A 25,117-nucleotide genomic window follows, 5' to 3' on the forward strand; every position below is an offset into this window, starting at 1 on the left:
TGGCGACCGTGCTATCCCATTCGCGGGCCGGGGAGGGTCCGTTACATCGCTCACGAACGAGTGAAGGATATTTCCAATTTTAATCGGTTCGCTGTAACGATTGCCCCGGGATGCGCGAATGGAGAGGGGAATGCCGGATCGCAACGACCGTTGGAGCGATCTTCTGCGCCGGGGCCTGCGCGGGGACGGTGCCGCCTATGGGGCCTTCCTTGGTGAAATCGCCCCGGTCATCCGGGGCATCGTGCGCGCCCGCACCGGCGGTGCCGAAGATGCCGAGGACATCGTGCAGGAGGTGCTTCTTGCGGTTCACGCCAAACGCCATACATGGCGCGAGGACGAACCGGTGACGCCGTGGCTTTACGCGATCGCGCGCTACAAGGCGGCGGACGCGGGGCGCAGGCGGGGCCGTCAGGGGCCGCAGGTGCCGATCCACGACCTGGCCGAGATCCTGCCCGAAGAGGCCGGAGAGGCCACCGCCGCCCGCGACCTGTCGGTCCTGCTGGACCGGATCGACGACCGGTCGGCCCGGATCGTGCGGGCCATGGGGGTCGAGGGACGCAGCGCCGCCGAGGTGGGCGCCGAGATGAACATGACGGACGGCGCGGTCCGGGTGGCCTATCACCGCGCGCTGGTCCGGTTGAAGGACCTGGCGGAGGGCGATGCCCACCCGCATCTGGACAAGACGAGCTGATGAAGACCGATGACCTGATCTCCCTGCTGGCCCAAGACGCCGCCCCGCCCCCCGCCGCCCCCGTGGCGCAGCAGGCCGTGCTGGGCGTGGCGTTCGGGTTTGTCGGGGCGCTGATCCTCTACCTGCTGGCACTGGGCCCCCGCGCGGACCTGATGATCCGCTGGCAGGATCCCGTAGTGCTGGCCAAAACCTTGCTGCCGCTAGGGCTTTTTGCCCTCGCGCTGGTGCTGAGCCTGCGTCGCGTGCGCCCCGGCGCCGCCATGGGCAAGGCCGCGCGGCTGGTCTGGCTGGTACCGCTGATGGCCGCAGCGCTGTTTGTCTGGGCCTTTGTTGCGACGCCCCCGGGCGAACGGCTGGTGGATTTCCTGGGCCATTCGATCCCGGTCTGCCTGCCTGCGATCAACGTGCTGTCGCTGCCGATCCTCGGCGGGCTGATCTTTGCCCTGCGCCGGGGCGCGCCGGTCGATCCGCAACTGGCGGGGGCGCTGGCCGGGCTGGCGTCGGCGGGGCTGGCGACGGCGCTCTATTCGACCTTCTGCACCGAGGACAGCCCGCTGTTCTACGCGACGTGGTATTCGCTTGGCATCATCTTCACCGCCGGGCTGGGCGCCTGGGCGGGCGGCAAGTGGCTGCGCTGGTAGGGCGACGGTCGGACGGGTGACGGGGGCGGTGCGTGCAAGCACGCACCCTACGGGCGCCTGAGGGGCATCAAGGCGGCGTCGCAGGAGAACGTTCATGACTGCGAAAGGGCAGCAAAAAGGCCGGTCGCGGGACCGGCCTTTCCTGAAACATCGGGGATCTGACGCTCAGCGCATGTCCGGCGGGGTCGCCTCGCCCTTCAGCTGCGCGACGATCTCGTCAAGGCTGGCGGCGAAGGTCTGTTTCTCGCCCAGCTTGCGGACCGAGACCGACCGTTCCTCGACCTCGCGCGCGCCGACGGCAAGGATGTAGGGCACCTTGCCAAGCGAATGCTCGCGGACCTTGTAGTTGATCTTCTCGTTGCGCAGGTCCGCCTCGGCGCGGACACCGGCGGCGGTCAGGGCCGCGACGACCTCGCGCACGTAGTCATCCGCATCCGACACGATCGAGGCCACGACGACCTGGCGCGGGGCCAGCCACACGGGCAGCTTGCCTGCGTGTTCCTCGATCAGGATGCCGATGAAGCGTTCGAACGACCCAAGCGTCGCACGGTGCAGCATGTAGGGGCGGTGCTTGTCGCCATCCGCCGCGATATAGCTGGCGTTCAGGCGTTCGGGCAGGTTCGGGTCGACCTGGAAGGTGCCGCACTGCCAGACCCGGCCGATCGCGTCGGTCAGGTAGAAGTCCAGCTTGGGCCCGTAGAAGGCGCCATCGCCGGGTTCCAGAGTATAGTCGCGGCCCACGGCCTTGATGGCGTTTTCCAGCGCGTTCTCGACATAGTCCCAGCTTTCCTCGGTGCCGACCCGCTTTTCGGGGCGCGTGGCGAACTTGATCTCGAATTCCGGGAAGCCAAGCTCGGCATAGATATTGGCGAGGAAGTCGATGAACCGGGCGCATTCGGCCTGGATCTGGTCTTCGGTGCAGAAGATATGCGCGTCATCCTGGGTGAACCCACGCACCCGCATGATCCCGTGCAGCGCGCCCGAGGGTTCGAACCGCGCGCAGGATCCGAATTCGGCCAGCCGCAGCGGCAGGTCGCGATAGGATTTCAGACCCTGGTTGAACACCTGCACGTGGCAGGGGCAGTTCATCGGCTTGAGCGCGTTGATGCGGGTGTGTTCGCGGCTCTTGGCCTCCGCATCGTCGTTTTCGCCGTCACGGCTTTCGTCGACTTCGACGACGAACATGTGGTGCTGGTACTTGTCCCAGTGGCCCGAGGCCTCCCACAGCTTGCGGTCGACGACCTGCGGGGTGTTGATTTCGCGATAGCCGCCCGCGCGCTGCTTGCGGCGCATGTAGTCCTGAAGCTCGGTATAGATGGTCCACCCGTTCGGATGCCAGAACACCTGGCCCGGGGCTTCTTCCTGCATGTGGAACAGGTCCATCTCGCGGCCAAGCTTGCGGTGGTCGCGCTTTTCGGCCTCTTCCAGCATCAGCATGTGCTGTTTGAGCGCCTTGCGGTCCTTGAAGGCCACGCCGTAGATCCGTTGCAGCATCGGCCGGGTGCTGTCGCCCAGCCAGTAGGCGCCGGCCACGTGGGTCAGCTTGAATCCGTCGGCGGGCACCTGGCCGGTGTGCTGCAGGTGCGGGCCGCGGCACAGATCCTGCCAGTCGCCATGCCAGTACATGCGGATCGGCTCGTCCCCGGGGATGCGGTTGATCAGCTCGACCTTGTAGGGCTCGCCGGTCTTCTCGTAATGCGCGATGGCATCGGCGCGCGACCAGACCTCCGTCTTCACCGCGTCGCGGGCGTTGATGATGTCCTTCATCTTGGCTTCGATCTGGCCAAGGTCCTCGGGGGTGAAGGGCTCGGCCCGGTCGAAATCGTAGAACCAGCCATGATCGCGGACCGGGCCGATGGTGACCTTCACGTCCGGCCAGATCTCCTGCACGGCGCGGGCCATGATGTGGGCCAGGTCGTGGCGGATCAGCTCTAGCGCCTGATCGTCGTCCTGCAGGGTGTGGATGGCAATCTCGGCGTCGTCCTCGATCGGCCACTGCAGATCGTAATGCGCGCCGTTCACGGTCGCGCTGATCGCCTTCTTGCCAAGCGAGGTCGAGATGTCAGAGGCCACCTGCGCGGGCGTGATGCCGGCGTCGACCTGTTTGGAGTTGCCATCGGGGAAGGTGAGGGTGATCTGGGACATGTCTGTCCTCCTCGTCGGTTTGGCGCCCACGGAACGCCCGGTTGCGGGTATGGTTTCGCGGGCATAGGTGCGCGGACGGCGCGGTCTTGTCAACACGCGATTGCCTGTGCAACCACGGCATGGCGTCGGTTTTGCCGCGTGCAACGGCCTCACCTGACAGTGTTTTTCGGTTTTCTGCCCCTTCGGCGGGAACCTGCCCTTGGCCGTGGCGTTGCCCTTGCGAAGGCAGGGTGCTGTGGAAGACGGGACGCGCCACGGTCCGTGATGAGCGGAGCAACCGGGGCGCTACGGGTATTTCAGAGTTGATTTCAAGACCGCCGCGGCGACCCGCGGTTCAGAACGACCCACTCCATTTCGATGACGACAGCCCGTCATCCGCCCACCCTGTCTTCACGAATTTCAGCCAGCCGCGAAGGCAAGCCCGATGACCCAGACCGACCTGTCCGCCGACACCACTCCCGACACCCGGGCCGAGACCGACCTGTTCACCCGCATTGCCGGGGCCGACGGTGATGACAGGCCGGACGGGCAGGAAAGCCGGAACGGCCTGCGCTTCATCGGTAGCCTCAGCCTCTCGAAGGTCTCGGACGGGCTGATCGACCCCAAGCTGGTGCTCAGCTGGCTGATGACCGCACTTGGCGCCCCCGCCGCGCTGGCCGCAGCACTGGTCCCGATCCGCGAGGCCGGGGCGCTGCTGCCGCAGGTCTTCTACGCCGGGCTGGTGCAGCGGATGCGTCACCGCAAGTGGATCTGGTCGGCCGGCGCGGCGGGGCAGGGCCTGTCGGCGCTTGGTATTGCCGTGGCGGGGCTGATGCTGGAAGGCACGGTTGCGGGCGTCGTTATCTGTGCCCTGCTGGCCCTTCTGGCGGTGTCCCGTGCGGCCTGTTCTGTGTCGACCAAGGACGTGCTGGGCCGGACGATCGAAAAGCGTCGGCGCGGTGCGGTGACCGGTCTGGCCGGATCCGTGGCCTCGATCGGCGTGGTGATCTTCGCGCTCTTGCTGGTCTCGGGGCTTTTGCAGGACAAGGGGCCGGTGCTGGTCGCCATCGCGCTGGCCGGGGTCTTCTGGCTGTCGGCGGCGGCGCTCTTCTCGACCATGGAGGAACCCGAGGTCGAACCGGACCCCGACGCGGGCCTGCCGCCGGTGCTGTCGGTCTTGCGGCAGGATGCGGATCTGCGCCGGTTCATTCTTGTGCGCGGGCTGCTGGTGTCGACGGCGCTGGCACCGCCCTGGATCGTCGTGATGACCGGCGAAGGGTCGGACAACCTGCTGGGTCGGCTGGGCGCGCTTGTGCTGGCCTCGGCCGGGGCGTCCTTTGTCAGTTCCTTCGTCTGGGGGCGGCTGTCGGATCGGTCGTCGCGCAGCGTGCTGGCGCTGTCGGGCGGGGTGGCCGCCGTGGCCCTGGCGGCGATGCTGGGGCTGGCCGCCTTGGGGCTGGCTACGGCGGCCTGGGCCGGGCCTGCGGTGCTGTTCGTGCTGATGCTGGCCTATCACGGCGTGCGGCAGGGGCGGTCGACCTACCTGGTCGACATGTCGCCCGAGGATGACCGTGCGACCTATGCCGCCGTCGCCAACCTGACCATCGGGCTGATCCTGCTGGCCACCGGCGCTTTTGGCGGCGGGCTGGGGGCCATCGGCGCGGCCTGGGCCGTGGGGGGCTTTGCCCTGATGGCGGCGGGGGGCGGCGCGCTGGCCATGACCCTGCGCGAGGTCGAGGGCCGCGATTGCGCGTAGCGCGCTGACATGGCACACATTTGCCCGACGCCATCGGAGAGCCGCCATGACCGACCCTGATTTCCTGACCACGCCACAGGGCCGCCGCATCGCCTATCGCCGCACCGAAGGCGCGGGGCCGGGGGTGGTTTTCCTCGGCGGGTTCAAATCCGACATGCAGGGCAACAAGGCCATCGCGCTGGAAGACTGGGCCAGACGTGAGGGCCGGGCCTTTCTGCGGTTCGACTATTCCGGTCACGGGGAAAGCGACGGTGAATTCATCGCGGGGTGCATCGGCGACTGGGCCGAAGACGCCCGTGCCGCCATCACCCAGCTGACCGAGGGGCCGCAGATCCTTGTCGGGTCGTCCATGGGCGGCTGGATTTCCCTTCTCATGACCAAGGCGATCCCCGATCACGTCGCGGGGCTGGTCACCATCGCCGCCGCGCCGGACTTCACTGAAGACAGCATGTGGGCCGGGTTCGACGATGCACAGCGTGCCGCGCTTGAAATGGTCGAACAGGTGTCGCTGCCGTCGGACTATGGCGACCCCTACATCATCACCAAGCGCCTGATCGAGGACGGGCGCCGCCACCTTGTGCTGCGCGGCCCGATTGAGCTGCCCTTCCCGACGCGGTTCCTGATCGGCACCGCGGACACCGCCGTCGACCTGTCCGTCGCCTACCGGCTGATGGACCGCGCGCAAGGCCCCGACATCCGCCTGACGCTGGTCAAGGGCTCGGATCACCGGTTTTCCGAACCGGCCGAACTGCGGCTGATCGAGGACATGGTTGCGCAGGTTTCCGCTGCAATCGTCGCCGGATAGCACCCGCAGGGGTTGACCTGTCCGCCAGATGTGAGACGATTCTGGAAAAGAGGCGGGGCAGGCCCACAGATGACAGTTCCGATCGTATTCCTACCGGGATACCTGTGCGATCAGCGCATGTATCTGGCCCAGGCCTATGATCTGTCGGCGCGCCACATCGTCATCCAGGCGCCCCTGTTGGGCGAACGGTGCGAGGAGATGGCCTCGAACCTGCTGCCCAACCTGCCACCTCGGTTCGCGCTGGTCGGCGCGTCGCTTGGCGGCACCGTCGCGCTGGAAATCCTGCGGAAATCGCCGGAACGTGTCAAACGTCTGTGCCTGATTGCCACCGATGTCTTTCCCGATGCGCCGAATGTGTCGGCCGACCGGGAACCCTTGCTGGTGCAGGCCCGCGCCGGTCGCTTCGCCGAGGCCGTGCGCGCCACCCTGCCGCCGGATGCGCTGGCCCCCGGAGTCGGACGGGCCCATGTGGCCGACACCTACGCCGACATGGCCGAGGGCCAGGGGCTGGCGGGCTTCCAGATCCAGACCCGCGCCCAGCAACGCCGCCGCGACCACCAGTCGACGCTCTATCGCGCGCAATGCCCGGTCCAGATCATCGCCGGCCAGCACGACACGATCGTGACCCCCAAACGCCAGGCTTTCATGGCCGAACTGGCACCCTGGGCGACGTTCACCTGCCTTCCGACCGCGGGCCATCTGCCCACGCTTGAAGATCCGGGCGGCGTGGCTGCGGTGCTGCACGACTGGCTGGAGGCGACGCCGAAGGCAGCCTGAGCGGTCGGACGGGCGCTGGTCCGGCGGTGCTACACACCCTGTTGCGGGCCGGGGAAGAGTGCCGGACAGTGTGCCAAAGACCCGACCCACTCTGGTGCCGGGTCCGCCAAGGCTTTACGGCGCCGGTGTTATCCCTTCGCCGCCCTCGGGTGGGCCTTGTCGTAGACCTCCATCAGCCGCGCCGTGTCCACAGCCGTGTAGACCTGGGTCGTCGACAGCGATGCATGGCCCAGCAGGTCCTGGATCGACCGCAGGTCGCCCCCCGCGCTCAGCAGGTGGGTGGCAAAGGAATGGCGCATGGCATGGGGCGTGGCCGAGGACGGCAGGCCAAGCGCCATGCGGGCCTGCGCCACCACCTTCTGCACCGTGCGCGGCGACAGCGCGCCGCCCCGCACCGCCCGGAAGATGGGCATGCCGGGTTCCAGGATATGCGGCAGGATGTCGAGATAGGCCTCGACCGCGCGCCGGGCGGGGGCGATGACCGGCACGATACGTTCTTTCCCGCCCTTGCCGGTGATCCGCAGCGTATCGCCAAGGGGCAGCGCCTGGGTCGTCAGCGACAGCGCCTCTGAGATCCGCAGCCCGCAGCCGTAAAGCAGGGTCACCACGGCCGCATCCCGTGCCGCGACCCAAGGCCGGGCGTCCCAGCTGCCGACCGTGTCGATCATGGCGCGGGCGGCGTCTTCGGGCAGGGGGCGGGGCAGCGATTTCTGAAACTTCGGCGCCCGCGCGGACAGGACGGGGGTAACATCGACCGCTTCACGCTGCGCCAGCCAGCGGTGGAAGGTCTTGACCGCCGACAGCTTGCGCGCCAGCGACCGCGCGCCCAGACCCTGCGACCGTTCGCGTGCCATCCAGGCCCGCATGTCCGAGGTCCGGACGCCCGCCAGCGCCACCAGGCCCTGGGGTCCGCCCATGTGTTCAGTCATGAACGACAGGTAGTCGACAAGATCGCGGCGATAGGATCCGACCGTGGCCTCCGACGCGCCGCGCAGCGACCGCATCCCCGACAGCCAGTCGGCCAGGGCGTCGCGCGCAGCGTCGGAGATCATCAGGCTCATCAGTTCAGCCAGCGCCGCATGGTGCGTTCGAAGACGCCTGCGAAGAACCCCAGCAGGTCCGTGCCGTGTTGCGGCGTGAACTGGTGCGGATCCTCGGCGCCCATCACCAGCATCCCCGGCAGGCGCCCGGGCCCGAAGTTGAGCCTCAGGCAGGCCTCGCTGCGGACCCATTCGTAGGCGTCGCCGTAGATCGACTGATGGCCGCCCTGCACCTGACGCAGGTTCACCTGGCGTGGCGGCGCACCGCGCCCGCCGTCGGCATACTGGTCGCAGAACCCCGGCGGCACGACGCGCAGCACCGCGCCCACCTTGCCGATGGTCGGGTCGTCTTCGGTCTGCACGGTTTCCAGCACCAAATGCATGTGATCGACGCCAAGCGTCTCGGCCACTTCGCCTTCGAGGTCGCGCAGGAAGGATTCGAAATCCAGCGGGTCCAGAAGGCTCAGCACGGCGCGGTGCACCTGGTTCGTCCCGGCAAGGTTTTCATAGGCGGCGGCGATGACCGAGCGGTGCGTGTCTTCCAGCCGTTCCAGCCGGGCCTCCAGCCGTTCCATCGCGACGCCGCGCAGGTCCACCACGTTCGATCCGGTGGCCCGGTCGTTGGCGGCGATCAGCGCGGTCATCAGATCGTGGTCTTCAAGAATGGTGTCCGGCTCCGCGAGGATTCGTTCGCGAAGGGACGCATCAATCGTGGGGTTGGTCATGGTCTTTCGGGCCTGCTTCTTTTTGTCTTTTGCCTGTGGATACCAGAAAAGGCCGGGCATCGCGCCGGCCTTTTCGTGTCATTTTCTTGCTTTTTTCCGGGGTGAGCCCCGAATGCGACAACCCTCAGAGGATCGAGATATTGGCCGCCTTGATATCCGCCAGGAAGGCATCGAGCCCCTTGTCGGTGAGCACGTGGTTCGCCATCGCCTTGATCACGGCCGGCGGCGCGGTCATCACGTCGGCGCCGATCTTGGCGCATTCGGTCACGTGGTTCACCGTACGGATCGAGGCCGCGAGGATTTCGGTGTCGTAGCCATAATTGTCATAGATCGTGCGAATGTCCGCGATCAGGTCGAGGCCATCGAGGTTGATGTCGTCCAGACGCCCGATGAACGGGGAAATGAACGTCGCGCCCGCCTTGGCTGCCAGCAGCGCCTGGTTGGCCGAGAAGCACAGCGTCACGTTGACCATGTTGCCTTCGCCCGACAGCACCTTGCAGGCCTTCAGGCCGTCCCAGGTCAGCGGCACTTTCACGGCGATGTTGTCGGCGATCTTGGCGAGCTTGCGGCCCTCGGCGATCATCGTCTCGGCATCGGTCGCGGTGACCTCGGCGGACACGGGGCCGTCGACCAGATCGCAGATCTCCTTGGTCACTTCCAGGATGTCGCGGCCGGACTTCTTGATGAGCGAGGGGTTGGTGGTCACGCCGTCGACCATGCCCAGCTCGTTCAGCTCGGCAATGGCGGGGACATCGGCGGTATCGACGAAGAATTTCATGTCAGGTCTCCGGGGCAGGCCCGGCAGATGCACGCCGGGGGTTGGAAAGACGTCGCCCGCGATTTACCCGATAGGGGAGAGGTCCGAAACCCCGGATCGCCATTTACGTTTGCGCTAACCGCAAGGAGAGCCCTTGGACGATCGGTCCCATTTCGCCGCCGGAGAGCTGGTGTCGGTCCTGACCGCCCAGCCGCTGGACCGGTTCCTGGATTACAAGGCGCCCGAGGGCGGCGTGTTCCTGGGGGCCTACGTGCAGGTGCCGCTTGGGCCCCGGCAGGTGCTGGGCGTGGTCTGGGGGCCGGGCAAGGGTGATTTCGACTACAACAAGGTGCGGCCCGTTACCAAGGTGCTGGACGCCGCGCCGATGCGCGACGAGATGCGCGAATTCCTTGTCCGGGCAGGGGATTACACCCTGACGCCGATGTCCGCGATGCTGCGGCTGGCGACCCGCGCGCCGGGCTTGTCGAACCCACCCTCGATGCAGAAGGTCTATCGCCTGGGCGGGGTCGAACCCGACCGGATGACCGATGCCCGCACCCGCGTTCTGGACGTGCTGCGCGATTATGGCGGGCTGTCCTTCACGCTCAAGGAACTGGCCGAGATGGCCGGTGTGTCGACCGGCGTGGTCAAGGGGCTGGTGACCCAAGGCGCGGTGCGCGAAGAGGAAACCCCTCGCGATCTGCCCTATCCACGCATGGACACCGCCCGCCACGGCAAGCCACTGACCGACGATCAGGCGGCGGCGGCGGCGCGCCTGTCCGACGGGTTCGCCAAGGGCGGCTATGGCACCACCCTGCTGCGCGGCGTCACCGGGTCGGGCAAGACCGAGGTTTACCTCGAGGCCGTGGCCGCCTGCCTGGCCGCCGGACGTCAGGCGCTGGTCATGCTGCCGGAAATTGCCCTGTCCGAACAATTCCTTGTCCGGGTCGAACAACGCTTTGGCGCCAAGCCCGTCGAATGGCATTCGGGCGTCACCATGACCGAACGTCGCCGCGCCTGGAAGATGATCGGACAGGGCGAGGCCGAGCTGGTGGTGGGCGCACGGTCGGCGCTGTTCCTGCCCTACCGCGACCTCGGGCTGATCGTCGTGGATGAGGAGCACGACACCTCGTACAAGCAGGATGACGGGGTCATCTACAACGCCCGCGACATGGCGGTGCTGCGCGCCTCTCTGGCGGGGGCACGGGTGGTCCTGGCCTCGGCCACGCCATCACTTGAGACCTGGGCCAACGCGGATGCGGGGAAATATGACCGGCTCGACCTGACCAGCCGGTTCGGGGAATCGGTGCTGCCGGACATGCGGTCGATCGACATGCGGGCGCAGAAGGTCGACCCGGGGCGCTGGATTTCGCCCGCGCTGGTCACGGCGGTCATGCAGCGGATGGAGCGGGGCGAACAGTCGCTGCTGTTCCTCAACCGTCGCGGCTATGCGCCGGTGACGCTGTGCCGGGCCTGCGGCGAACAGATCGCCTGTGACCACTGTGACGCGCGGATGGTCGAACACCGGTTCCTGAAACGGCTGGTCTGCCACCAGTGCGGCGAGACAAAGCCGATGCCAACCGAATGCCCGTCGTGTCACGTCGAAGGCAAGCTGGCCCCGATCGGGCCCGGGGTCGAACGGCTGGCCGAAGAGGTCGCTGCGGTCTTTCCTGACGCCAAGACGGCGGTGCTGTCCTCGGATCTATTTTCCTCGGCCCGCGCGCTGAAGGAGGCGATTGCCCAGATCGCCGACGGGGATGTCGATATCGTCATCGGCACACAACTGGTGGCCAAGGGGCACAACTTTCCGCGCCTGACGCTGGTGGGCGTGATCGACGCGGATCTCGGGCTGCAGGGTTCCGACCTGCGCGCCGCCGAACGCACCTTTCAGCTGATGCGGCAGGTGGCGGGTCGCGCCGGGCGGGCCGAGGCTCCGGGCGAGGCGCTGCTGCAATCGCATCAGCCCGACCACCCGGTGATCCGCGCCATCCTGACCGGCGACGAGGAAGATTTCTGGCGCGCCGAGGCCGATGCCCGCCGCGCCGCCGGGATGCCGCCCTACGGTCGGCTGGCGGCGGTGATCCTGTCGGCGCCCGAGGCACAGCTGGCCTTTGGCGCAGGCCAGGACCTGGCGCGGCGTCCGGGACCGCTGACCGCCATCGGCGCGCAGGTCTTTGGCCCCGCGCCCGCCCCCATTGCGCGGATCCGGGGGCGGCACCGCGTCCGCCTGTTGGTGAAGGCCGACAAGGGCGTGGCGCTGCAGGCGGCGATGGCGCAATGGGTCGGGCAGCTGCGGCCCCACAAGGATCTGCGCGTGGCCTTGGACATCGACCCGCAGAGCTTTTTCTGAGACGTGTACTTTGCCGATGGCCCGGAACAAGGCACGCAGTGCCGCCGGGCCAGCGCCCGTCCGCCCCCTCGGGCGGGCGCTGCGTCGCCGTGGGCGCGACGATTGAACTAGTGGCTGCCACGACGAGATAAGTTGATGACCGCACAGGGTATACGCCCACCCGGCGGACGGGCGCTGGCCCTTTGTTGCACTTGGCATCAGGCCGTGGCTATGGTTCCCCGCTGGTCGACCAGCACATCCGTCGCCATGGCCCCGATCCACATCGCAAAAAGCGCAAGCCAGGCGGTGCCGACGAAGATCGACCCGCCGGTGACACCGGCGCCGATCGCACAGCCGCCGGCCAGCATGCCGCCGAACCCCATCAGCGCCGCGCCGATCATCGCGCGGCGCATCGGGGCGGGGCCGTCGAAGCCCTGAAACTGGAATTCCCCGGTCAGGATCGACGCGGCGAAGGCGCCGAGGACGACGCCGGGCACGAGGCCCACGTCGAACTCCAGCACCGCGTGGCGGTCGAGGAAGAACATCAGCGTATTGGCCGAGGGTCCCGTGAAGGTGGCGCTTTCGATCTGCACCGGGTCGAAGGCGACACGGGAAAGCGCGAAGGTGAGCACCCAGCCAAGCGCCACCGAGAACCCGACGCCGGCGCCGAAGACCAGGCGCCCGGCGCCGATCCGGTTGCGGCGCGCCAGCACAAGCGCCAGGGCGGCGACCCCGAGGCCGATCGCCAGCCCGGACCACGCGGGCAGATGCAGCGCCGACAGCAGGTTCACGTTGCGCCCGCCCGGCGTGACCCATAGCGCGGCGAGCCGGTCGCGCAGCGGTGCCAGCGCCCCTGCCAGCGACATCTGCGCCACCACCGCGAAGATCAGGCCCGAGACGACCGACCGCAGGTTGCCCGTTGCCGCAAGCACCAGCAGCCGCCCCGAACAGCCGCGTGCCAGCACCATGCCGATGCCGAAAAGAAGCCCGCCGATCACCGCGCCGGACCAGCTTCCGGTGACGGCCATCATCCGCGCTTCGCCCGACTGCATCAGGCCCGCAAGCTGCGCCGCCTGCACCCAGACCACGGCGGTCGAGAAGGTGAGCAACCAGACCGCCAGCCTGTCGCCCAGCTGCCCCCGCGCGAATTCCACCGTGGCCGCCCGCAGGCAGAACCGGGACCGCTGCGCCGCAACGCCAAAGGTGACACCCGTGATCAGGCCCAGCAGGGCGGCGGTCGGGGCTTCGCCGATCCGGTCGAGTAGGGGGATGAGGTCCATGGCAGGCTCCGTCGTTTGCCCTGCAATCCCATCATCACATTCGGATGTCATTGATTCAGATCAGCCCCTCTCGCCAAGGTGGGAAATTGGGCGTACAGGAAATGCATGACTCAGACAGTTAAATTGGACGAGGTGGCGCATCTGCCCCGCTGGCGTCACCCCCGGACCCTGCTGTTCCTCATGGCCGCCGCCATGCCGATCGCCTTTGCGACCTGGTCTGCGCTGCTGAACAACTTCGTGATCGAGGTGGCGCAGTTCAACGGCTCCGACATCGGCTGGCTGCACACCGTGCGCGAGATCCCGGGCTTTTTCGCCATCGGCGTCATCGCCCTGATCATCTTTGTCCGCGAACAGGTTCTGGGCCTTGTGTCCCTTGCGATGCTGGGCGTGGCGACCGCCGTGACGGCCTGGTTTCCGTCACTCGGCGGGATCCTGACGATCACGCTGCTGTCGTCGATCGGGTTCCACTATTACGAGACCGTCAACCAGTCGCTGCAGTTGCAATGGCTGAGCCGCGAGGAAGCGCCGCGCGTGCTGGGCAAGCTGCTGGCGACGGGATCGGCGGCGACGCTGTGTTCATATGGGTTGATCATGCTGCTGTGGGAACCGCTGAGCCTGACCTACAACATCGTCTACCTGATCTCGGGCGGGATCACGGCCGTCATCGCGGTGTTTGCCATGGTGGCCTATCCTCAGTTCGAGGCCCCCAATCCACAGGTCAAGAAGTTCATCCTGCGCCGCCGCTACTGGCTGTATTACCTGCTGCAGTTCATGGCCGGGGCGCGGCGTCAGATCTTCGTGGTCTTCGCGGGCTTCATGATGGTCGAACGCTTCGGCTTTGACGTGCACGAGGTCACGGGCCTGTTCCTGCTGAACCTTGTCGCCAACATGATCATCGCGCCGATGATGGGGCGCGCCGTGGGGCATTTCGGCGAGGCCAAGGTGCTGCGGTTCGAATACGTCGGGCTGGTCACGGTCTTTACGCTTTATGGCGGGATCTACTATTTTGGCTGGGGGGTCCTGCTGGCCTCGGCGCTTTACGTGATCGACAACCTGCTGTTCGGGCTGGCGCTGGCGCTGAAGACCTACTTCCAGAAGATTGCGGATCCGGGCGATATCGCCCCCACTGCGGCCGTGGCCTTTACCATCAACCACATCGCGGCGGTCTTCCTGCCGGCGGGGCTTGGATACCTCTGGCTGATCTCTCCGGGGGCTGTGTTCTTCCTGGCGGCGGGGATGGCGGCGACCTCCTTCTGCCTGGCGCTGCTGATCCCGCGCCATCCGGAACCCGGCCATGAAACCGTCTTCGCCGAGGCGCTGACCCCGGCGCAGTAAGCCAGTCCTGCCTCGCGCCAGACTTGACGCGGGGCAGGCCGGCGCTTAGGCCGCTCGCGACCCGCAACGCCCTTCAAGGACGCCGATCATGCCGACCTACACCGCGCTCACCACCCTTCCCGGCAAGGCCAAGGCCGAAGCCCTTGGCGAGGCGATGGAGGCCCTGACCCCCGAACCCTATGGCGTCGGCGTTTTCGAGATCGAGGACGACAGCGGGCTTTGGGAAGTGGGGGGCTATTTCACCGAAGCCCCGGACGAGGCCGGGCTGGCCCTGTTGGCAACCCTGCATGAAGCCAGACCCTTTGCCGTGTCCGAACTTCCGGACGTCGACTGGGTCGCCAAGGTGAAGCGCGAGCTGGCCCCGATCCGGGCCGGGCGCTTCTATCTCTATGGCAGCCATGATGCCGACAGCGTGCCCGCAGACGTCGAGCCGCTGCTGATCGAGGCCGCCATGGCCTTCGGCACCGGTCACCACGGCACCACCCAGGGCTGCCTGCGTGCGCTGGACCGGCTGGCGACGCAGGGCGTGGTGGCGGAAAAGGTGGCCGACATCGGCTGCGGCACCGCCGTTCTGGCCATGGCCGCCGCCCGGATCTGGCCCGGAGTGCCGGTTGCCAGCGACATCGACCCGGTCGCGGTCGAGGTCGCCGAAGCCAACCTGGCCGCCAACGGCATGGCCGGTCGCGTCACCTGCCTGGAAGCCACGGGGTTCGATCACGAGGCGATCCACGCAGGCGCGCCCTATGACCTGATCTTCGCCAATATCCTCAAGGGGCCGCTGATCGACCTGGCGCCTGACGTCACCAGCCACCTGGCGCCGGGCGGGCATGTCATCCTGTCGGGCCTGCTGAACGAACAGGCCGAGGCCGTCACCGCCGCCTATGTCGCTCAGGGCCTGGCCCAGGTCGAGGCCGAGCAGATCGGCGATTGGTCCACCCTCGTGCTCAAAAAGCCGATCTGACGACGTTTAGTCAAATTCGCGCCTCAATCCCCCGCTAATCCTGTCTCCGACGACTTCCGAGGAGACAACGGAGATGAAGGACGGATTCGCACATTTCGACCGACGGCTCGAGCAGCTGGAGGAAAAGAAAGCGGCTCTGGATGAAGGCCACCGGCTCAGCGTGGATGACACCGGGTTGATGAAGCTGATCCCGACCGGCGCGCGGCGCCGTCAGATCGGCCGCATGATCCCGCTGCGCGCGATGATGATCATGGCCGTCGTGGTGCTCTGCTTCAAAGGCTTCCTGCTGTATCGTCTCGGCTTTGGGGTCTACACCGCCAAGGTCGCCGGGATGGCGCAGGGTGACACCATGGACCGCGTCGGGGCCTACCTGATGCAGGTCGATCCGGTCACGCTCTGGATCTACGAAGTTTTGCACTTCCTTCTGGGCTGACGCGGCTGCATCCGCGCGATGCTGCCCACCATCCCCACCATTCGGACATGAAAAAGGCCGCGCTCCCCTCGGGCGCGGCCTTGAGCATCAGCACGAGCTGATAAGGTCAGGAGAGGCTGTCGATCTCGGACCGCAGCAGGCCGATGTCGGCCAGTTCACGGTCGGACAGGCCACCCAGCAGCTTGCGGGTGATGCGACGGTCGTTCCAGTCGCGCACGGCGAGATGGACGTTGGAGACAAGACGGCCAAACTGGCCGAAGGCAACGGCAAAGCCGCTCTGGGTATTGGTGGTCATCGAGTAGACGGGCATGGGGATGCTCCTGTGCTGAAGTGAGTTTTCAAAGCGCCCAATAATCGGGCAGGCGGGCCCACGGAAGCATAGTTTTTGCAACACACCCATGCTGGAAATGCATAGCCAGAAAGCGGCCTAAAGTGTTGAAACAAGGTAAATAATCGGGGTCATCCGGAAGCAGATTTGCGGCATCGCGAGGTCTGTTTGCGACCCTCGTGTCGGGCGTGGAGTATCGGGTGTCGTTTTCCGACGTCGGTTTGTGACGCACGCGCACTTGGCGGATGTTCCTGTTTCGTGCTATTTGTGGCCAAAAGGACAACACCGCAGGCACGGGAATGGGCAGTTTGAAGGTCATCGGCATCGATCCGGGGCTCCGCACGCTTGGGTGGGGCATCATTTCCGTGGCGGGCAGCCGAATCAGCCATGTCGCAAACGGCCAGTGTCACGGCACCGGCGACGGCATGGCCGAACGGCTGCTGGCACTGCACGTGGCCCTGACGGCGGTGCTGGCCGAACACGCGCCGGACGCGGCGGCGGTCGAACAGGTCTTCGTCAACTCAAGCGGCGCCGCGACGCTGAAGCTGGGGCAGGCGCGGGGGATCGCCGTGCTGGTGCCTGCGCAGTTCGGGCTGGCGGTCGGGGAATATGCGCCCAATACCATCAAGAAATCCGTGGTCGGAGTCGGCCATGCAGCCAAGGAACAGGTGCAGCACATGGTCCGTCTTCAACTGCCCGGCGTCGACTTCGCCGGCCCCGATGCCGCCGATGCGCTGGCCATCGCGCTGTGCCACGCCCACCACATGGGATCCGCGAACGCGCTGGCCCGCGCCGCCAAGGTGCGCGCATGATCGGGCGGATCGCAGGCCGCATCGACATGCGCGGCACCGATCACGTGCTGATCGACGTGCGCGGGGTGGGCTATGTCGTCTTTGTCTCGGACCGCACGATGATGGCCCTGCCGGGGACCGGAGAGGCAGCCGCGCTCTATACCGAACTGCTGGTGCGGGAGGACCTGCTGCAGCTTTACGGCTTCCCGACGCTGGTCGAGAAAGAGTGGTTCCGCCTGCTGACCTCCGTTCAGGGGGTCGGGGCCAAGGGCGCGCTGGCGATCCTTGGCGCACTCGGCGCGGACGGTCTGTCGCGCGCGATTGCCCTTGGCGATCAGGCCAGCGTCAAGGCCGCCAAGGGGATCGGCCCCAAGACGGCGCAGCGCATTGTGCTTGAGCTGAAGGACAAGGCCCCCGCCGTCATGGCCATGGGCGGCACAGCCCCCGCCGCGACCACCGCCGATGACGAGGTGATCGAAGCCGACACCCCCAGCCGCAAGTCCCGGCCCGCGCCCGCCGCAGCCCCCTCGGCCTCTGCCCAGGCCGAGGCGCTCTCGGCCCTCGGCAACCTCGGCTACGCCCCCTCCGAAGCCGCCGCCGCCGTCGCCGAGGCCGCCGGAGAGATCACAGACGCCGACACCCCCACGCTGATCCGCGCCGCGCTGAAAAAGCTGGCGCCGAAGGGGTAAGCGATGTCATCCGATCCGACCCTCCGCCCCGACCCGCTGCCCGAGGATGCCGATGATACCCGCGCGCTGCGACCGCAGACGCTGGATGACTTCATCGGCCAGAAAGAGGCGCGGGCGAACCTGCGCGTCTTCATCCAATCCGCCCGACAGCGTGGCGAGGCGATGGACCACACGCTGTTCCATGGCCCGCCCGGACTGGGCAAGACGACGCTGGCGCAGATCATGGCGCGCGAGCTGGGCGTGAACTTCCGCATGACCTCTGGCCCCGTTCTGGCCAAGGCGGGCGATCTGGCCGCGATCCTGACGAACCTCGAGGCGCGCGATGTGCTATTCATCGACGAGATCCACCGCCTCAACCCCGCAGTGGAAGAGGTGCTCTATCCCGCGCTCGAGGATTTCGAACTGGATCTGGTGATCGGCGAAGGGCCGGCGGCGCGTACGGTCCGGATCGAGCTTCAGCCCTTCACGCTGGTCGGGGCGACCACGCGCCTTGGCCTGCTCACCACGCCGCTACGCGACCGCTTTGGCATCCCGACCCGCCTGCAGTTCTACACCGAGGACGAGCTGCACGAGATCGTCACCCGCAACGCCCGCAAGATGGGCGCGCCCGCCGACAGCGACGGCGCGCGTGAAATCGCCCGGCGCGCGCGCGGCACGCCCCGGATCGCCGGGCGTCTGCTGCGCCGCGTGGTCGATTTCGCCGTGGTCGAGGGCGACGGCACCATCACCCGCGATCTGGCCGACAGTTCGCTGACACGGCTGGGCGTCGATCACCTTGGCCTCGACAGCGCCGACCGGCGGTATCTGAAGATGATCGGCGAAGACTATCAGGGTGGCCCCGTGGGGATCGAAACCCTCTGCGCCGCGCTCAGCGAAAGCCGCGACGCGGTGGAAGAGGTGATCGAGCCCTACCTGCTGCAGCAGGTCCTGATCCAGCGCACGCCGCGTGGCAGGATGCTGGCGGCTAAGGGCTGGCGGCACATCGGGCTTGAGCCGCCAAGACCCGCCGGGCAGGGGACGCTTTTCGAATAAGGCTTGCTCTTCGCGGCGCTACGGGGCAACGCAGAGGTCACCATGACCCTCATCGGAGCCGCCACCGTGACCGCCATGCTGGAACCGGAACAGATCGAACGCCTCTTCACCCGCGAAGACGGCAGCTTTCATTTCGCCAGATGGGGCCGTGCGATCGTGCCCGTGATCTTCGGGGTCGAGGAGGCCAGCCTGCCGCCGCTGAAAGGCGCGATCGAAACCGTGGTGCTGATGGCCGGGCACCACATGGGCGAAACCGACCCCGAACTTGGCACGAACCTGATGGTCTTCTTCCTGAAGGACTGGGAAGAGATGGTCGAGCTTGAAGGCCTGTCGCAGCTGATCCCCGAACTGGGCGCGCTGGTGCCCCGGCTGATCGCGGCAGAGGCCAACCAGTACCGCATCTTCCGCTTCGACGAACAGGGCGCGATCCGTGCGGCCTTTGTCTTCATCCGGATGCAGGGCCAGGCGGCGCGCCGCCCGGCCGAGGAGATCGGCCTGGATCTGGCGATCAAGTCGATCCTCGATTGGGGGCCTCACGCTTTCGCCGCCCGCTCTCCGCTGGTGCGGGGCGCGGACGGGCTGGCGCGGGTCGATCCGGCGATGGCCGTGGTGGTCGGCGCGGCCTATGATCCGGTGCTTCCCGTGGCCGCTTTCGACCCGGCGCATGCCTTGCGGATCTTCGCTCGCCTTCCGCGCGAATAAGGCAGAATTGGGGCGGGTGGTTTTCTGCCTGATCTGACGCGGGTTGACGTCAGTCCTGGGGCGTCAAAAAATAACCTAGAACTATCAGATAGTTGGTTCGATAAAATTTTATGATTGTTACATCTTTCTGCCGGCAGTTTGCCGGAGGCTGACGCTATTAAGCGTCATCCAAATGCGTCAATGTTATGAAGATACCAAAATCCGTTCATCTGCTTGCCCCAATTGAACATCAGTATACAGGTTCAGCGGGAAGGATGGTTCTGTCCGATTGACGGCCCGCGTGGAAAAGGCTCGGGTCCCGTGGCGAAGCACGATTTGACAGGTTTTGACGTCTTGCAGACGCCCGTCACCGGGCAGGTCGCGACGTTTCTTGCCGTGCATCAGGCCGAGGCGACCGGCGGCGAACGTCTGCCGTCTTCCCGACAGGCGTGTTTCGCGCCGGGCACCATGATCGCCACCCCCCTGGGCGCGCGCGCCATCGAAGATCTGCGCGCCGGCGATCTGGTCCGGACGGTCGAAGGACGGTACGTCGCGGTTCTGTGGGTCGCCCCGCGCGACGCCATGCACGGCGGCGCCGACACGGTCGTGCGGATCGAGAAGGGCGCGCTTGGACAGGGCCTGCCGACGGCCACGCTCTATCTGGCGCCCGATCACGGGGTGCGCATCACCTCTCGGATCGCCGAGCAGATGTTCGGCCAGGACGAGGTTCTGGTGCCTGCCGAAAGCCTTGTCGGCCAGCCGGGGATCACCCGCGCCCGTCCGCAGGACGGACAAGCCATCCACCTGCTGCTGGAAGGGCACCACGTCGTCATCGCCAATGGCCTGCCCGTCGAAAGCCTGTTCGTCGGCAAGGACACGCGCGCCCGGATCGGCCGTACCAACTGGAAGGCCCTGCGCGCCGCGCTGCCCCGCGAGCCCTTCGTCAACGGGCGTCCGCGGATGACGCCCGCCCGGCTGCGCACCGATCTAAAACGGGCGCGGCGGCTGATCGAACGCCATCTGCGCAACCCGCGCTGCACCCTGATCGACGCCAAGGGCCTGCAAGCGCCGGTGCTGCGCCTTGTCACAGGCTGAAGGGCCGACCTTTCGCCTTGCCCCCGGGGCAGGGGGCGGGCATAGCCGAAGGGACTGAATTTCCGGACGGCCTGCCATGACACATCGCTTCACCCTGCGCGTCTATTACGAAGACACGGATCTGGCGGGCATCGTCTATTACGCCAATTACCTGAAGTTCATCGAACGGGCCCGCAGCGAATGGATCCGCACGCTCGGCATCGATCAGCGCGAGATGAAAGAGGAAACGGGCACCGTCTTTGCGGTGCGGCGGCTCGAGGCCGACTACCTTCATCCGGCCCGGTTCGACGATGAGCTTGAGGTACAGACCACGACCGAAGCCGTCACCGGCGCCCGGATCGTCCTGCGGCAGCACGTGCTGCGCGAGGGCGAGGTCCTGTTCACCGCCCATGTGACCATCGTGGCGATCAATGAAACCGGCCATCCCGCACGGCTTCCGGCGAATATCCGCCGCCAGATGCACTAGAGACACGCCTGTAACGCGCGCACACGCCAATGTGTTGGCGCTGTCGCTTGCGATCCGCTATATTCCCAGCCAACGAGGCCGCGAAAGACGGCCCGACATCCTATGGCTGACGAGCAGGCGCAATGGAAACCGAGACTTTGACAATCGCCCAGAACATGGATTTCTCCATGTGGGGGCTTTTCGCACGTGCGACCTTTACCGTGAAGATGGTGATGCTGATGCTGATCGGCGCCTCCTTCTGGTCCTGGTCCATCATCATCCAGAAAATCATCGCTTACCGCGCGGCCCGATCTGAAGCCGCGCGCTTTGACCGGACCTTCTGGTCGGGTGAACCGCTGGACGAATTCTATGAACAGATCGGCCCCGACCCCAAGGGGCGGGCGCATCGGGTCTTTGCCGCCGGCATGACCGAATGGCGTCGGTCGCACCGCGAAGATGGCGGTATGATCGCAGGCGCGCAGGCGCGTATCGACCGGTCGATGGACGTGGCCATCGCGAAAGAGGCCGAGGGTCTTCAGGCCGGACTGCCCGTGCTGGCGACCGTCGGGTCAACGGCACCCTTCGTCGGGTTGTTCGGGACGGTCTGGGGCATCATGCACGCCTTCATCGGCATCGCGGAAAGCCAGAACACCAACCTCGCCGTCGTGGCGCCCGGCATCGCCGAGGCACTGCTGGCCACGGGGCTGGGCCTGCTGGCCGCGATCCCGGCCGTGATCTTCTACAACAAGCTGTCGACCGACGTGGACCGCATCGTGGGCGGTTACGAAGCCTTCGCGGATGAGTTCTCGACCATCCTGTCGCGCCAGCTGGACGCCTGATCCATGGGCGCCGGTGTCATCTCAAAGGGCAGCGGCGGGGGCCGCAGGGGACGCCGTCGTGGCGGCCGCGCCCAGCCCATGGCCGAAATCAACGTGACGCCCTTTGTCGACGTCATGCTGGTGCTGCTCATCATCTTCATGGTCGCCGCGCCGCTGATGGTCGTGGGTGTGCCGGTCAAACTGCCGGAAACCGCCGCCAATTCGCTGCCGACCGAACAGGAAGAACCGCTGACCGTCACCGTCACCGCGGACGGGCAGGTGATGATCCAGACGACCGAAACCGCGCGCGACGACCTGATCCCCAAGCTGCGGGCGATTGCGACCGAACGCGACGGCGACCGGATCTACCTGCGCGCGGACGGGTCCGTGCCCTATGAACAGGTCATGCAGGTGATGGGGGCGCTCAACAAGGGTGGCTTCAAGAACATCGGCCTGGTGACCGATCCCGGCGGGCCGACGCTCGGCGGAAACTGATCCACAAATGAACACGGGGCACATCATATCAGGGGCAGGGCATCTGGCCCTCTTCGCCTGGGCGTTCCTGGGCAGCTTTTCGCTGCCCCCCGAGGACACGATCGCGGTCACGGACGTTGCCCTGATCTCGCCCGAGGAATTCGCGGCGCTGACCCCGCCGACGGACCAGGCGCCGGGCGCCGATACCGAGGTCGCGGAACTTCCCGCCCCCGAACCTGCCGACGCCCCGCCCGCCGCGACGCCCCAGACCGACAGCGCGCCCGCGCAGTCGCAACCCGAGGTGACCGAGGCCCCGGCGCCCGAAACCACGCCCGAACAGCCCGACGTCTCGACCCCGCAGGCCGAGGTGGCCGACAGCACGCCGCAGATCACGCCCCCGTCCGAGGACGTGGCGGTCGTCATGCCCGAACAGTCCAACGAAGCGCCCCGCGACATCAAGCGCGTCGCGCCGCGCCCGGTCGACCGCCCGTCGCCGGATGCTCAGGTCGACAGCCTGCCGCAGGCCAAGACCGCGCCCTCGGAAGAGGCGACCGAGGTCAAGCCCGCCGAAGAGGAAAAGGCCCCCGAGGAGGCGACGACCCGGATCCTGACCGAAGCCGACGAAAAGGGGGATGGGCCGCCCAAGTCCTCTCCGCGTCCGCCGTCGCGTCCGGTGCAGACCGCCGCGGTCGAGCCCAAACCAGAGCCGAAACCCGAGCCCAAGCCGGAACCGACCCCCGCGCCGAAGCCCGAACAGAAAGACGCGATCAATGACGCGCTCAGCCGTGCGCTGGCCGGGTCCACGTCGTCGGCATCCAGCGATAACGTGCCCGCCGGCCCGTCCGGCCCGCCATTGACCAGCGGTGAGAAAGACGCCCTGCGCGTCGCCGTGTCGGCCTGCTGGAACACCGGCAGCCTTTCCACCGACGCCCTGCGCACTACCGTCGTGGTGGCCGTCGAGATGAACGAAGACGGCACGCCCCGGGGGGACAGCATTCGGATGCTCACATCCTCGGGCGGAACGGGAACCTCGGCGCAGCAGGCCTTCGACGCCGCGCGCCGTGCAATCATCCGCTGCGGCGGACAGGGATTTGGACTGCCGGTGGACAAGTACGACCACTGGCGCGAGATTGAGATGACCTTCAACCCGGAGAAGATGCGGATCAAATGACCACACATCTGACCAGGCTTTTCAACATGACGCGGGTCGGCCTTCTGGCCGCCGCCATGGCCGCCACGACACTTGCCGCCCCTGTCACCGCACAGGACGGCCCCTTGCGGATCGAGATCACCGAGGGGGTCATCGAACCGCTGCCCTTCGCCATCCCGGCCTTCGTGCCGGAAACCGGCGGATCGGCCGAAATGGCGAACAACATCACCCGGGTCGTGTCGGAAGACCTGACCGGCACCGGCCTGTTCCGGGAAATCCCGCCGACCGCACATATCGGATCGGTCACCAGCTTCTCCAGCCCGGTGCAATACGCCGACTGGAAGGCGATCAACGCACAGGCGCTGATCACCGGTGCGGTGTCGGTCACGGGCGACCGGGTGAACGTCAAGTTCCGGCTCTACGACGTCTTTTCGGGGGCCGAGATGGGTGATGGCCTGCAGTTTTCCGGCACCACGGCGGGCTGGCGGCGCATGGCGCACAAGGTGGCCGATGCCGTCTATTCCCGCATCACCGGGGAAGGCGCCTATTTCGACAGCCGCGTGGTCTACGTCTCTGAGACCGGCCCCAAGAACGACCGGCGCAAGCGGCTGGCGATCATGGACTACGACGGCGCGAACACCCAGTACCTGACCGACAGCTCGGCCATCGTGCTGGCGCCGCGCTTTTCGCCTTCGGGCGACCGGGTGCTCTATACCAGCTATGAAACCGGCTTTCCCAAGATCTACGTTCTGGACGTCGCCAGCGTCGGCCGCCGTACCCTGACCACGCCCGAAGGCACCATGTCCTTCGCGCCCCGGTTCTCGCCGAACGGGCAGACCATCGTCTATTCGCTGTCGCAGGGCGGCAATACCGACATCTTCTCGATGGACATCAACACGGGCCAGTCGCGCCAGCTGACCACCGCGCCCTCGATCGAAACCGCGCCCAGCTTTTCGCCCGACGGCAGTCAGGTCGTCTTCGAAAGCGACCGCTCCGGGTCTCAGCAGCTCTACATCATGCCGGTGAACGGCGGCGAGCCGCGCCGGATTTCCTTTGGCCAGGGCCGCTATGGCACGCCCGTGTGGTCGCCGCGCGGTGACCTGATCGCCTTTACCAAGCAGTCCAAGGGCCGCTTCCACATCGGTGTCATGCGCCTGGACGGGTCCGAGGAACGGCTGCTGACCGCGTCCTTCCTGGACGAAGGCCCGACCTGGGCGCCCAATGGCCGCGTCATCATGTTCACCCGCGAAACGCAGGGCGAACAGGGGCAGGCGTCGCTCTACTCCGTCGATATCTCGGGCCGGAACCTCAAGAAGGTCCGGACCGAAGGTGCGGCCTCCGACCCGTCGTGGTCGCCGCTGCAGAACTGATCCAACCGTTTTCCATACGCCCGTCAGATGATAGAACCGGGCTACCCTAGGACATGAGGCACGAGATGAAACATATCACACGCGCAGCGCTGATGCTGACCGCAGGGCTGGCCCTGGCCGCCTGCGACAACTCCAAGCGGTTCGACAACGACGTCGCCCTGGGCGGCGGCGCGGGCGCCAACGGGGCGATCGTGCCCGGCTCGGCCAACGACCCGGCCTCGCCGCTCTATTTCCAGCAGTCGGTCGGCGACCGTGTGCTGTTTGCCGTCGACCAGCACACGCTGTCCGACAGTTCCCGCGCCGTGCTGAACGCACAGGCCCAGTGGTTGATGGTCAATGCCGACTACACCGCCGTGATCGAAGGCCACGCCGATGAGCAGGGCACCCGGGAATACAACCTTGCGCTTGGTGGCCGTCGCGCCAACGCCGTGCGCGAATACCTGATCACCCAGGGCGTGTCCGCCGCGCGCCTGCGCACCGTCAGCTATGGCAAGGAACGCCCGATCGAGATCTGTTCGGTCGAAAGCTGCTATGAAAAGAACCGCCGCGCCGTGACCGTTCTGGCCGCCGGTGCCATGAGCTGAGGACGC

26 protein-coding genes are annotated in these 25,117 nt (G+C 66.8%); 20 read left to right on the top strand and 6 right to left on the bottom strand.

The genetic code is table 11. The annotated features are described in order from the left end of the window. Window positions 1-130 precede the first annotated feature (130 nt). Both E4S58_RS02110 and E4S58_RS02115 read left to right on the top strand, forming a co-directional pair. Entirely contained in the window at window positions 131-691 is a 561-nt protein-coding gene (locus E4S58_RS02110; protein ID WP_136634668.1) for a sigma-70 family RNA polymerase sigma factor, read from the top strand. Beyond that, window positions 691-1,332, top strand: coding sequence for an NrsF family protein (locus E4S58_RS02115; protein ID WP_136634669.1), 642 nt, complete (start codon window positions 691-693; stop codon window positions 1,330-1,332). The genes E4S58_RS02110 and E4S58_RS02115 overlap by 1 nt, the downstream gene beginning before the upstream one ends. A gap of 165 nt (window positions 1,333-1,497) precedes the next feature. Here the strand turns inward: E4S58_RS02115 and thrS are convergent, their stop codons facing one another. After that, window positions 1,498-3,477: a threonine--tRNA ligase gene (gene thrS / locus E4S58_RS02120; RefSeq protein WP_136634670.1), complete on the bottom strand. Its 1,980-nt coding sequence runs from the start codon at window positions 3,475-3,477 to the stop codon at window positions 1,498-1,500. Between the two features lie 424 nt (window positions 3,478-3,901). On the opposite strand from thrS, the gene E4S58_RS02125 reads away from it, so the two are divergent. The 3 genes from E4S58_RS02125 (at window position 3,902) to E4S58_RS02135 (ending at window position 6,794) form a co-directional block, all read left to right on the top strand. After that, complete coding sequence (locus tag E4S58_RS02125) at window positions 3,902-5,212, top strand: MFS transporter (RefSeq protein ID WP_136634671.1); 1,311 nt, start codon at window positions 3,902-3,904, stop codon at window positions 5,210-5,212. A 46-nt stretch (window positions 5,213-5,258) separates the two neighbouring features. Continuing rightward, window positions 5,259-6,017, top strand: a complete 759-nt coding sequence (locus E4S58_RS02130) for an alpha/beta hydrolase (RefSeq protein WP_136634672.1) — start codon at window positions 5,259-5,261, stop codon at window positions 6,015-6,017. A gap of 69 nt (window positions 6,018-6,086) precedes the next feature. After that, window positions 6,087-6,794 carry an alpha/beta fold hydrolase gene (locus E4S58_RS02135; protein ID WP_136634673.1) on the top strand — a complete coding sequence of 236 codons (708 nt, stop codon included), beginning with the start codon at window positions 6,087-6,089 and terminating at the stop codon, window positions 6,792-6,794. 128 nt (window positions 6,795-6,922) lie between these two features. On the opposite strand, the gene E4S58_RS02140 is transcribed toward E4S58_RS02135, so the two are convergent. From E4S58_RS02140 to fsa, 3 genes are all read right to left on the bottom strand, one after another. Next, window positions 6,923-7,855: a tyrosine recombinase XerC gene (locus E4S58_RS02140; RefSeq protein ID WP_136634674.1), complete on the bottom strand. Its 933-nt coding sequence runs from the start codon at window positions 7,853-7,855 to the stop codon at window positions 6,923-6,925. Next, window positions 7,855-8,559: a DUF484 family protein gene (locus E4S58_RS02145; protein WP_136634675.1), complete on the bottom strand. Its 705-nt coding sequence runs from the start codon at window positions 8,557-8,559 to the stop codon at window positions 7,855-7,857. Before E4S58_RS02145 ends, E4S58_RS02140 begins: the two co-directional genes overlap by 1 nt. Before the next feature lie 124 nt (window positions 8,560-8,683). Continuing rightward, a complete protein-coding gene (gene fsa / locus E4S58_RS02150) occupies window positions 8,684-9,337 on the bottom strand; it encodes a fructose-6-phosphate aldolase (protein ID WP_136634676.1) in 654 nt (217 codons plus the stop codon). Between the two features lie 133 nt (window positions 9,338-9,470). Between fsa and E4S58_RS02155 the strand changes: the two genes are divergently transcribed. Continuing rightward, window positions 9,471-11,666, top strand: a complete 2,196-nt coding sequence (locus tag E4S58_RS02155) for a primosomal protein N' (RefSeq protein ID WP_136634677.1) — start codon at window positions 9,471-9,473, stop codon at window positions 11,664-11,666. Between the two features lie 197 nt (window positions 11,667-11,863). Here E4S58_RS02155 and E4S58_RS02160 read toward each other — a convergent pair whose 3' ends face one another. After that, window positions 11,864-12,925 carry a YeeE/YedE family protein gene (locus E4S58_RS02160; RefSeq protein ID WP_136634678.1) on the bottom strand — a complete coding sequence of 354 codons (1,062 nt, stop codon included), beginning with the start codon at window positions 12,923-12,925 and terminating at the stop codon, window positions 11,864-11,866. 105 nt (window positions 12,926-13,030) lie between these two features. On the opposite strand from E4S58_RS02160, the gene E4S58_RS02165 reads away from it, so the two are divergent. From E4S58_RS02165 to E4S58_RS02175, 3 genes are all read left to right on the top strand, one after another. Further along, the gene (locus tag E4S58_RS02165) at window positions 13,031-14,260 is read left to right on the top strand and encodes an MFS transporter (protein WP_136634679.1); all 1,230 of its coding nucleotides are present in this window, start codon (window positions 13,031-13,033) and stop codon (window positions 14,258-14,260) included. An 88-nt stretch (window positions 14,261-14,348) separates the two neighbouring features. Next, complete coding sequence (locus E4S58_RS02170) at window positions 14,349-15,221, top strand: 50S ribosomal protein L11 methyltransferase (protein WP_136634680.1); 873 nt, start codon at window positions 14,349-14,351, stop codon at window positions 15,219-15,221. 73 nt (window positions 15,222-15,294) lie between these two features. Continuing rightward, window positions 15,295-15,654 carry a hypothetical protein gene (locus E4S58_RS02175; protein ID WP_136634681.1) on the top strand — a complete coding sequence of 120 codons (360 nt, stop codon included), beginning with the start codon at window positions 15,295-15,297 and terminating at the stop codon, window positions 15,652-15,654. 106 nt (window positions 15,655-15,760) lie between these two features. On the opposite strand, the gene E4S58_RS02180 is transcribed toward E4S58_RS02175, so the two are convergent. Then, window positions 15,761-15,964, bottom strand: coding sequence for a DUF1127 domain-containing protein (locus tag E4S58_RS02180; protein ID WP_240789433.1), 204 nt, complete (start codon window positions 15,962-15,964; stop codon window positions 15,761-15,763). Between the two features lie 326 nt (window positions 15,965-16,290). Here E4S58_RS02180 and ruvC point away from each other — a divergent pair, with 326 nt between their 5' ends. The 11 genes from ruvC (at window position 16,291) to pal (ending at window position 25,111) form a co-directional block, all read left to right on the top strand. Next, on the top strand, window positions 16,291-16,794 hold the full coding sequence (gene ruvC / locus E4S58_RS02185; protein ID WP_136635792.1) for a crossover junction endodeoxyribonuclease RuvC: 504 nt from the start codon (window positions 16,291-16,293) through the stop codon (window positions 16,792-16,794). Then, window positions 16,791-17,462 (top strand): Holliday junction branch migration protein RuvA, encoded by a 672-nt coding sequence (gene ruvA, locus E4S58_RS02190; RefSeq protein ID WP_136634682.1) that lies wholly within the window; start codon window positions 16,791-16,793, stop codon window positions 17,460-17,462. Before ruvC ends, ruvA begins: the two co-directional genes overlap by 4 nt. Window positions 17,463-17,465: 3 nt before the next feature. Beyond that, window positions 17,466-18,494: a Holliday junction branch migration DNA helicase RuvB gene (gene ruvB, locus E4S58_RS02195; RefSeq protein WP_136634683.1), complete on the top strand. Its 1,029-nt coding sequence runs from the start codon at window positions 17,466-17,468 to the stop codon at window positions 18,492-18,494. A 42-nt stretch (window positions 18,495-18,536) separates the two neighbouring features. After that, window positions 18,537-19,196 carry a hypothetical protein gene (locus E4S58_RS02200; protein ID WP_240789434.1) on the top strand — a complete coding sequence of 220 codons (660 nt, stop codon included), beginning with the start codon at window positions 18,537-18,539 and terminating at the stop codon, window positions 19,194-19,196. A 315-nt stretch (window positions 19,197-19,511) separates the two neighbouring features. Then, complete coding sequence (locus E4S58_RS02205) at window positions 19,512-20,270, top strand: Hint domain-containing protein (protein ID WP_169052578.1); 759 nt, start codon at window positions 19,512-19,514, stop codon at window positions 20,268-20,270. Window positions 20,271-20,346: 76 nt separating this feature from the next. Beyond that, window positions 20,347-20,736 (top strand): tol-pal system-associated acyl-CoA thioesterase, encoded by a 390-nt coding sequence (gene ybgC, locus E4S58_RS02210; protein ID WP_136634685.1) that lies wholly within the window; start codon window positions 20,347-20,349, stop codon window positions 20,734-20,736. A gap of 122 nt (window positions 20,737-20,858) precedes the next feature. Then, on the top strand, window positions 20,859-21,554 hold the full coding sequence (gene tolQ, locus E4S58_RS02215) for a protein TolQ (protein ID WP_136634686.1): 696 nt from the start codon (window positions 20,859-20,861) through the stop codon (window positions 21,552-21,554). Between the two features lie 3 nt (window positions 21,555-21,557). After that, a complete protein-coding gene (gene tolR / locus E4S58_RS02220; RefSeq protein ID WP_136634687.1) occupies window positions 21,558-22,028 on the top strand; it encodes a protein TolR in 471 nt (156 codons plus the stop codon). Between the two features lie 7 nt (window positions 22,029-22,035). Beyond that, window positions 22,036-23,178 carry an energy transducer TonB gene (locus tag E4S58_RS02225; protein WP_136634688.1) on the top strand — a complete coding sequence of 381 codons (1,143 nt, stop codon included), beginning with the start codon at window positions 22,036-22,038 and terminating at the stop codon, window positions 23,176-23,178. A gap of 26 nt (window positions 23,179-23,204) precedes the next feature. After that, window positions 23,205-24,527: a Tol-Pal system beta propeller repeat protein TolB gene (gene tolB / locus E4S58_RS02230; protein WP_136635794.1), complete on the top strand. Its 1,323-nt coding sequence runs from the start codon at window positions 23,205-23,207 to the stop codon at window positions 24,525-24,527. A 65-nt stretch (window positions 24,528-24,592) separates the two neighbouring features. After that, the gene (gene pal, locus E4S58_RS02235) at window positions 24,593-25,111 is read left to right on the top strand and encodes a peptidoglycan-associated lipoprotein Pal (protein ID WP_136634689.1); all 519 of its coding nucleotides are present in this window, start codon (window positions 24,593-24,595) and stop codon (window positions 25,109-25,111) included. Window positions 25,112-25,117 lie beyond the last annotated feature (6 nt).

The sequence above is a fragment of the Pseudooceanicola onchidii genome (assembly GCF_004959925.1).
In the GTDB taxonomy this organism is placed as follows: domain Bacteria; phylum Pseudomonadota; class Alphaproteobacteria; order Rhodobacterales; family Rhodobacteraceae; genus Pseudooceanicola; species Pseudooceanicola onchidii.

What these genes read in the sequence shown, in the direction of transcription:
- E4S58_RS02170 (WP_136634680.1), top strand. Translation starts at nt 14,349, where the DNA reads ATGCCGACCTACACCGCGCTCACCACCCTTCCCGGCAAGGCCAAGGCC.
- tolR (WP_136634687.1), top strand. Translation starts at nt 21,558, where the DNA reads ATGGGCGCCGGTGTCATCTCAAAGGGCAGCGGCGGGGGCCGCAGGGGA.
- E4S58_RS02175 (WP_136634681.1), top strand. Translation starts at nt 15,295, where the DNA reads ATGAAGGACGGATTCGCACATTTCGACCGACGGCTCGAGCAGCTGGAG.
- ybgC (WP_136634685.1), top strand. Translation starts at nt 20,347, where the DNA reads ATGACACATCGCTTCACCCTGCGCGTCTATTACGAAGACACGGATCTG.
- E4S58_RS02125 (WP_136634671.1), top strand. Translation starts at nt 3,902, where the DNA reads ATGACCCAGACCGACCTGTCCGCCGACACCACTCCCGACACCCGGGCC.
- E4S58_RS02225 (WP_136634688.1), top strand. Translation starts at nt 22,036, where the DNA reads ATGAACACGGGGCACATCATATCAGGGGCAGGGCATCTGGCCCTCTTC.
- E4S58_RS02200 (WP_240789434.1), top strand. Translation starts at nt 18,537, where the DNA reads ATGACCCTCATCGGAGCCGCCACCGTGACCGCCATGCTGGAACCGGAA.
- E4S58_RS02165 (WP_136634679.1), top strand. Translation starts at nt 13,031, where the DNA reads ATGACTCAGACAGTTAAATTGGACGAGGTGGCGCATCTGCCCCGCTGG.
- E4S58_RS02180 (WP_240789433.1), bottom strand. Translation starts at nt 15,964, where the DNA reads ATGCCCGTCTACTCGATGACCACCAATACCCAGAGCGGCTTTGCCGTT.
- E4S58_RS02130 (WP_136634672.1), top strand. Translation starts at nt 5,259, where the DNA reads ATGACCGACCCTGATTTCCTGACCACGCCACAGGGCCGCCGCATCGCC.
- pal (WP_136634689.1), top strand. Translation starts at nt 24,593, where the DNA reads ATGAAACATATCACACGCGCAGCGCTGATGCTGACCGCAGGGCTGGCC.
- ruvB (WP_136634683.1), top strand. Translation starts at nt 17,466, where the DNA reads ATGTCATCCGATCCGACCCTCCGCCCCGACCCGCTGCCCGAGGATGCC.
- tolQ (WP_136634686.1), top strand. Translation starts at nt 20,859, where the DNA reads ATGGAAACCGAGACTTTGACAATCGCCCAGAACATGGATTTCTCCATG.
- E4S58_RS02145 (WP_136634675.1), bottom strand. Translation starts at nt 8,559, where the DNA reads ATGACCAACCCCACGATTGATGCGTCCCTTCGCGAACGAATCCTCGCG.
- E4S58_RS02160 (WP_136634678.1), bottom strand. Translation starts at nt 12,925, where the DNA reads ATGGACCTCATCCCCCTACTCGACCGGATCGGCGAAGCCCCGACCGCC.
- E4S58_RS02135 (WP_136634673.1), top strand. Translation starts at nt 6,087, where the DNA reads ATGACAGTTCCGATCGTATTCCTACCGGGATACCTGTGCGATCAGCGC.
- ruvA (WP_136634682.1), top strand. Translation starts at nt 16,791, where the DNA reads ATGATCGGGCGGATCGCAGGCCGCATCGACATGCGCGGCACCGATCAC.
- E4S58_RS02110 (WP_136634668.1), top strand. Translation starts at nt 131, where the DNA reads ATGCCGGATCGCAACGACCGTTGGAGCGATCTTCTGCGCCGGGGCCTG.
- thrS (WP_136634670.1), bottom strand. Translation starts at nt 3,477, where the DNA reads ATGTCCCAGATCACCCTCACCTTCCCCGATGGCAACTCCAAACAGGTC.
- fsa (WP_136634676.1), bottom strand. Translation starts at nt 9,337, where the DNA reads ATGAAATTCTTCGTCGATACCGCCGATGTCCCCGCCATTGCCGAGCTG.
- E4S58_RS02140 (WP_136634674.1), bottom strand. Translation starts at nt 7,855, where the DNA reads ATGAGCCTGATGATCTCCGACGCTGCGCGCGACGCCCTGGCCGACTGG.
- E4S58_RS02115 (WP_136634669.1), top strand. Translation starts at nt 691, where the DNA reads ATGAAGACCGATGACCTGATCTCCCTGCTGGCCCAAGACGCCGCCCCG.
- tolB (WP_136635794.1), top strand. Translation starts at nt 23,205, where the DNA reads ATGACGCGGGTCGGCCTTCTGGCCGCCGCCATGGCCGCCACGACACTT.